This window comes from Streptomyces sp. SID3343, from assembly GCF_009865215.1.
Taxonomy (GTDB): domain Bacteria; phylum Actinomycetota; class Actinomycetes; order Streptomycetales; family Streptomycetaceae; genus Embleya.
Window position 1 is genome coordinate 1 of sequence record NZ_WWJX01001418.1, and the last position, 5,373, is coordinate 5,373.

5 protein-coding genes are annotated in these 5,373 nt (G+C 72.1%); 2 read left to right on the forward strand and 3 right to left on the reverse strand.

All coding sequences use genetic code 11. From position 1 onward, the window contains the following. Positions 1 to 2 precede the first annotated feature (2 nt). Positions 3 to 1,130, reverse strand: coding sequence for a glycoside hydrolase family 88 protein (locus tag GT354_RS44840; protein ID WP_161363049.1), 1,128 nt, complete (start codon positions 1,128 to 1,130; stop codon positions 3 to 5). A 279-nt stretch (positions 1,131 to 1,409) separates the two neighbouring features. Here GT354_RS44840 and GT354_RS44845 point away from each other — a divergent pair, with 279 nt between their 5' ends. Then, positions 1,410 to 1,994 carry a TIGR03086 family metal-binding protein gene (locus tag GT354_RS44845; protein WP_161363052.1) on the forward strand — a complete coding sequence of 195 codons (585 nt, stop codon included), beginning with the start codon at positions 1,410 to 1,412 and terminating at the stop codon, positions 1,992 to 1,994. A gap of 182 nt (positions 1,995 to 2,176) precedes the next feature. Next, complete coding sequence (locus GT354_RS44850) at positions 2,177 to 2,872, forward strand: SDR family oxidoreductase (RefSeq protein WP_161363054.1); 696 nt, start codon at positions 2,177 to 2,179, stop codon at positions 2,870 to 2,872. A 25-nt stretch (positions 2,873 to 2,897) separates the two neighbouring features. Here the strand turns inward: GT354_RS44850 and GT354_RS44855 are convergent, their stop codons facing one another. Then, on the reverse strand, positions 2,898 to 3,812 hold the full coding sequence (locus tag GT354_RS44855; RefSeq protein WP_161363056.1) for a LysR family transcriptional regulator: 915 nt from the start codon (positions 3,810 to 3,812) through the stop codon (positions 2,898 to 2,900). A 136-nt stretch (positions 3,813 to 3,948) separates the two neighbouring features. Continuing rightward, on the reverse strand, positions 3,949 to 5,214 hold the full coding sequence (gene thrS / locus GT354_RS44860) for a threonine--tRNA ligase (RefSeq protein WP_161363058.1): 1,266 nt from the start codon (positions 5,212 to 5,214) through the stop codon (positions 3,949 to 3,951). Positions 5,215 to 5,373: the final 159 nt, after the last annotated feature.

The window sequence follows — 5,373 nt, forward strand, 5'->3', positions numbered from 1 at the left end:
GCTCACCGGTCGATGGCGGTCGTCGGGAGCAGCGGCCCGTGCTCGTGTACGTCGGCCAGGGCGAGCGCGGCCGCGCCCTGGCCCCAGGGGACCACGAACCCGCGGGGGACATGGCGGTAGTGCCGCTCGTGGGTGGACGCCCACACCGCCCCCGACACCTCGCCCAGGACACCGCGCGCGTCGATCGCCGTCACCGTCGCGGCCACCGCGCGCTCGGCCGCCGACCGTACGTCCTCGACGTCGACCACTCCCAGTCGGGCCGCCCGCCGGAATCCGACCGCCATGAAGGCCGCCGTGGCCGCCTCGCGCCGGCTGTCGGGCTCGCCCACCACCGCGTCCCAGTGCCCGTCCTCGCGCTGGTGGCCGACCATCGCCCGGATCAACGCGGCCGCTGCCGCGCGGAGCTTGGGCACGGTCGGGTGCGTCGGCGCCTCGGCGATCACGTCGAGCAGCCCGAGCAGCGCCCAGCACTGTGCCCGGCTCCACCCCAGGCCGTACCGGCGTCCGGTGCGCTCCAGGTGGAAGTGGTGGAACAGGCCGCCGTCCGCGTCCTGGAGCAGTTCGACCCAGCCCAGTGCCTGGGCCGTCCCGCGCTCGACCCACTCGGGCCACCCGCTGACCGCGCCGAGCGCGCACAGGAACGGCGGGTCGAGGTAGAGGCAGTCCACGAACACGCCCGCGCCGGGGTCGTCGAGCAGCGCGCGTTCGTCGGCGTCCAGGACACCGTCCCCGTAGGGCTTTCGCAGCGGCGACCGCTCGTACGTCACGTCCACGCCGTGCAGCGTGCGCCGGCCGTCGACGAGGTGGCGGGCCAGCTCCAACGCCCGTTCCAGGAGCGCGGGATCGTGTGTTCCGCGGTACAGACCGACCAGCGCGTGACCGGGCGCCGCGCGATCGGACGCGGTGAACGGGCGCTCGCGCGCCGACCACGCGCGCAGGTAGCCGTGCACGAAACCGCGGAACTCGCCCGCCTGCAGGGCCTCTCCGGCGCGCAGCATCGCCTCGAACGCGATGGCGTCGCCGAAGTGCCAGGGCTCGTAGGACAACCGAGGCAACGTGTCCGTCACCAGGCGCAGCAGTTGGCCGATCCGCGGGGGTGGGCTGTAACGCAACTCCGAGCTGGGATCCATAGCCGCTTCCGTGCTTCCGTAGACCTCGCGAGAGTCCGTGTTCGGGCTCCCGACATCGAACCGACGCCGCTCGGGCCTTCGTGATCGAAACCGTTCGTCCACTTGACGCGCCGAGGGGGCGGCGCGTTGCGTGTGCGCGGGGATCGGCGAAAGTCGTGCCGCGCGCACCGGTGAGTTGTCGGGCGAAAGTCGTGCGCCGCGCACCGATGAGTTGTCGACGGTGCTCCGGTCTACCCATGAGAGGGCGGGATCCGTCCGAACCGATGGAGGAAGGACGCCATGATGCTGGATCTGGAACCGCCGGCCGCGCGAATCGCGGAGATGACGAGGAATCTCCCGGACGATCGACTGGCCGACCCGACGCCGTGCGGGGTGTACACGGTGCGGATTCTGCTCGAACACCTGGTCGGTCTGACCGTCGCGTTCCATGACGCGGGCCGTAAGGAGTTGGGGGCGAGTACGGGCACCGCTCCGGCCACGCCGTTCCCGCCGCTCGACCCCGACTGGCGCGCCGTGCTGGCGCGTCGACTGGACGAGTTGGTGGCGACGTGGCGCAGGCCCGAGTCGTGGGAGGGCGAGACCCAGGCCGGCGGAATCACCCTTCCCGCGCAGGTGGCGGGCTTGGTCGCGCAGAACGAACTCCTGGTGCACGGCTGGGACTTGGCTCGCGCCCTCGGGCTCGACTACGCGGTACCCGCCGCGAACCTGGAGGCGTCCCGGTCGCTGCTCGCGCCGGCTGCGGACGAGCCGGACGTGTCCGGCGCGTTCGGTACCCCCGTCGAGGTCCCCGAGGACGCTCCGCTCCTGCACCGGGTGCTCGGCCTGGCCGGCCGCGACCCGTCCTGGACGCCCCCGGGCGCGTAGGGAGTGCGGGGACCCGAGCCGGGGCCGGGACCGGGAACGCACCCGAGGGCGCACCGGAAAGGAACACCCGAAACCGGGACAACGAGATCCGTGGGCAGCCACAGAAAACCGTTGTTTCCCTCCGCGCCGGGTGCCCGGCAAGGTTGGCCGCACCTCATTCGGTCGACCTGACGGGACCCCTCGTGGACGACTCGGCACCGCACCCCCACCGTGATCTCGACGGCAAGGTCGCGCTGATCGTGGGTGGCTCGCGCAATCACGGTGCGGCGTGTGCCGAACACGTCGCGGCGCGCGGCGCGGCCACCGTGTTCAGCTACTCCGGCGACGAACGGGCCGCCGAGGAGACGTTGACGGCGTTGGACCGGTACGGGGTCACCGCGGAGGCGTCCCGCTCCGACGCGACGGTCTCGGCGGCCGTCGACACCCTGTTCGAGGGCATCGTGGCCCGGCACGGCCGGCTCGACATCGTGGTGCACGTACCGATCGCGATCCTCGACAAACGGCTCGCCGACTGCACCGACGAGGACTTCGACCGGCTGATCGACGTCAACACCCGCAGCGCGTTCCACAGCCTGCGGGCCGCCGCGCGGCACGTGTCCGACGGCGGGCGCTGCGTCGTGCTGTCGACCGCGTTCACGGCGGGTGCGCCCGGCGCCTACGGGCTGTCGGCCGGCTCCAAGGCGGCCGTGGAGCACATGGTCAGGGCATCGGCCCGGGAACTCGCGCCGCGCGGCGTCACCGTCAACGCGGTCGCGCCCGGGCCGGTGCCGGGCCTGGACCGCTACGCGGACATCGCGCACGTGGTCGGCCGACTGCTCGGCGCGGAGGCGAGCGCGGTCTCGGGTCGGGTGATCCGGGCCGACGGCGCGTCGACATGACCCGCCACCGGCCCGAATCCCGGGCTCACGCCACCGGTTCCGGCTCCCAACTCGTGGCCTTGCGGACCTCGGCGACCAGGGTCGAGATCAGCGATTCCGAGGCCCGGGACGTCCACACCACCGCCAGCGGCGAGGGTTCGGCGTCCTCGATGGGCACCCAGCGCACGCTCGGCACCGGCGCCCATCTCGCCAACGGCTGCGGCGCGAGCCACACACCGCGCCCGCGGGCCACCGCGAGCAGGCATTCCTCGACCCGCTCGACGATCGGACCCCGGACCGCCGGGCGCCCGTCGGGGCGCGGCTCGGCGAGCCACAGACTGCGCGCGTCCTCGGAGATGAAGATGTCCGGCATCACGACCGGCTCGTCGGCGAGGTCGGCCATCGTGACCGTTTCCCGCTCGGCGAGTCGGTGCCCCATAGCCACCGCTACCGCCCACGAGTCGGTGCGCACCTCGGCGTGCCGCAGCCGCGGGTCGCCGCGCCGCACCCACATGAACGCCGCGTCGGCGTCACCGCTCTCCAACTGTTCCATCTCGGCGCGCGGCGTCGGCAGTGTGGTCAGGTCCACCTCGATGCCGGGCACCGCGCTTTCCATCGCGCCCGCCACCTCGGCCGCGAACAACGCGGTCGAATAGGGGCAGCAGGCCAGGCGCAGCTTGCCGCACTGGCCGCGGGCGACCTCGCGGACCCGCTCGGCGAGTGCCTCCAGGTCGGCCACCACGGCCTTGCCGCCCGCCGCCAACTCGTCGCCGGCGGGGGTGAGCAGGACGCCGCGGGACGTCCGGACGAGCAGGGTCACCCCAAGCGCGTGCTCCAACTGCTGGACGTGCGACGAGACCGCCTGCTGGGTCAGGTGCAACCGGGCGGCGGCCCGGGTCACGTTCGACTCCTGAGCCACCATCAGAAACGATTCCAACAAACGTACTTCGATCGCTCCCATGGTCAGCCCCCCATCCCGTATCCCGGGTGTTCGGCGGTTCGTGCCGAGTCGATGCGCACACTCACGAAGGTCCCCTCCCTGCTTGCTTGCGGTGGTTCGGGATAGATTCTTACGCCGCCGAGGGGGTCCGCGTGGGCTAATCGACCCAAAGGCCCGGTTTCCGTGCACCGATGATCGCTGTGATCCGGGCCAACGCGTGGGCCGCGGGCAGCGGATCCGGTCGGCGGCCGTCACGCAGGCGCAGCGCGACCAAGTCGGCGGTGGCCTCCCGGGCGCCGACGACGGCCAGGTAGGGCACCAGGCGAGCCGCCCGGATGCGGGCGCCCAGGGTGCCCTGTTCGGGATGTGCGATCTCCACCCGCAGGCCCTGGTCCAGGCCGCGTTCGACGAGCGCGGCGGCGTACGGGGCCTCGGCGGCCGAGATCGGCAGGACGAGCATCTGTACGGGTGCCAGCCAGGCCGGGAACGCGCCCTCGTACAGCTCGATCAGGTGCGCGACGACCCGTTCCACGCTGCCGATCACGCTGCGGTGCACCATGACCGGGCGGTGTTTGGCGCCGTCCGCGCCGATGTAGTGCAGGTCGAACCGCTCGGGCTGGTGGAAGTCGACCTGGACGGTGGACAACGTGGATTCGCGCCCTGCACCGTCGGCGATCTGTACGTCGATCTTGGGCCCGTAGAACGCCGCTTCGCCCTCGACCGCCTCGTAGGCCAGGCCCGACGCGTCGAGCACGTCGGTCAGCACGGCCTCGGCGCGCCGCCACATCGCGTCGTCGGCGACGTACTTGCCTCCCGAGCCGCGCAACGACAGTCGGTAGCGCACCGGTTCGATGCCGAGCACGGCGTACGCGTCGCGGATCAACCGCAACGCCGCGTGCGCCTCGTCGGCGACCTGGTCGGGGGTGCAGAACACGTGCGCGTCGTTGAGGTGGATCGCCCGCACCCGGCTCAGGCCGCCCAACACCCCGGACAACTCGGAGCGGTACATCGCACCCGACTCGGCCATCCGCAGCGGCAGTTCGCGGTAGCTGTGCGGACGGGAGCGGTACATCAGCGCGTGATGCGGACACAGGCTGGGTCGCAACACCGCCCGTTCGTCGCCGCCGAGGTCCATCGGCGGGAACATGTCGTCGCGGTAGTGCGCCCAGTGGCCGGAGATCTCGTACAGTTCGCGCTTGCCGAGCACGGGCGAGTACACGTGCCGATAGCCGGCGCGGATCTCCACGCCTCGGACGTACTCCTCCAGGGCGTGTCGAACGACCGCGCCGGCAGGCAGCCAGTAGGGCAGGCCGGCGCCGATCAGTGGATCGGTGTCGAACAGATCGAGTTCGCGGCCGAGTTTGCGGTGGTCGGGCATCGTGCTCTCCTCACGGGCGGTGAGGCGAATGGCCCGGACGCACATGGCGAAGCCCCGGGGCACTCGCCCCGGGGCTTCCGACATGACTTCGGTCAGCGCGCCGGCACGAGCTCCGGCGTCGTCGTCATCATGGCGGCACGTTTCATGTCGAGCACGTTAGCGGGACGGTTCGCCGCGCGCCAAGGGTTTTCGGGACCCGCCCGC

Excerpts from the sequence above, each read along its gene's own strand:
- GT354_RS44840 (WP_161363049.1), bottom strand. The coding sequence starts at position 1,130 with ATGGATCCCAGCTCGGAGTTGCGTTACAGCCCACCCCCGCGGATCGGC.
- GT354_RS44845 (WP_161363052.1), top strand. The coding sequence starts at position 1,410 with ATGATGCTGGATCTGGAACCGCCGGCCGCGCGAATCGCGGAGATGACG.
- GT354_RS44855 (WP_161363056.1), bottom strand. The coding sequence starts at position 3,812 with ATGGGAGCGATCGAAGTACGTTTGTTGGAATCGTTTCTGATGGTGGCT.
- thrS (WP_161363058.1), bottom strand. The coding sequence starts at position 5,214 with ATGTGCGTCCGGGCCATTCGCCTCACCGCCCGTGAGGAGAGCACGATG.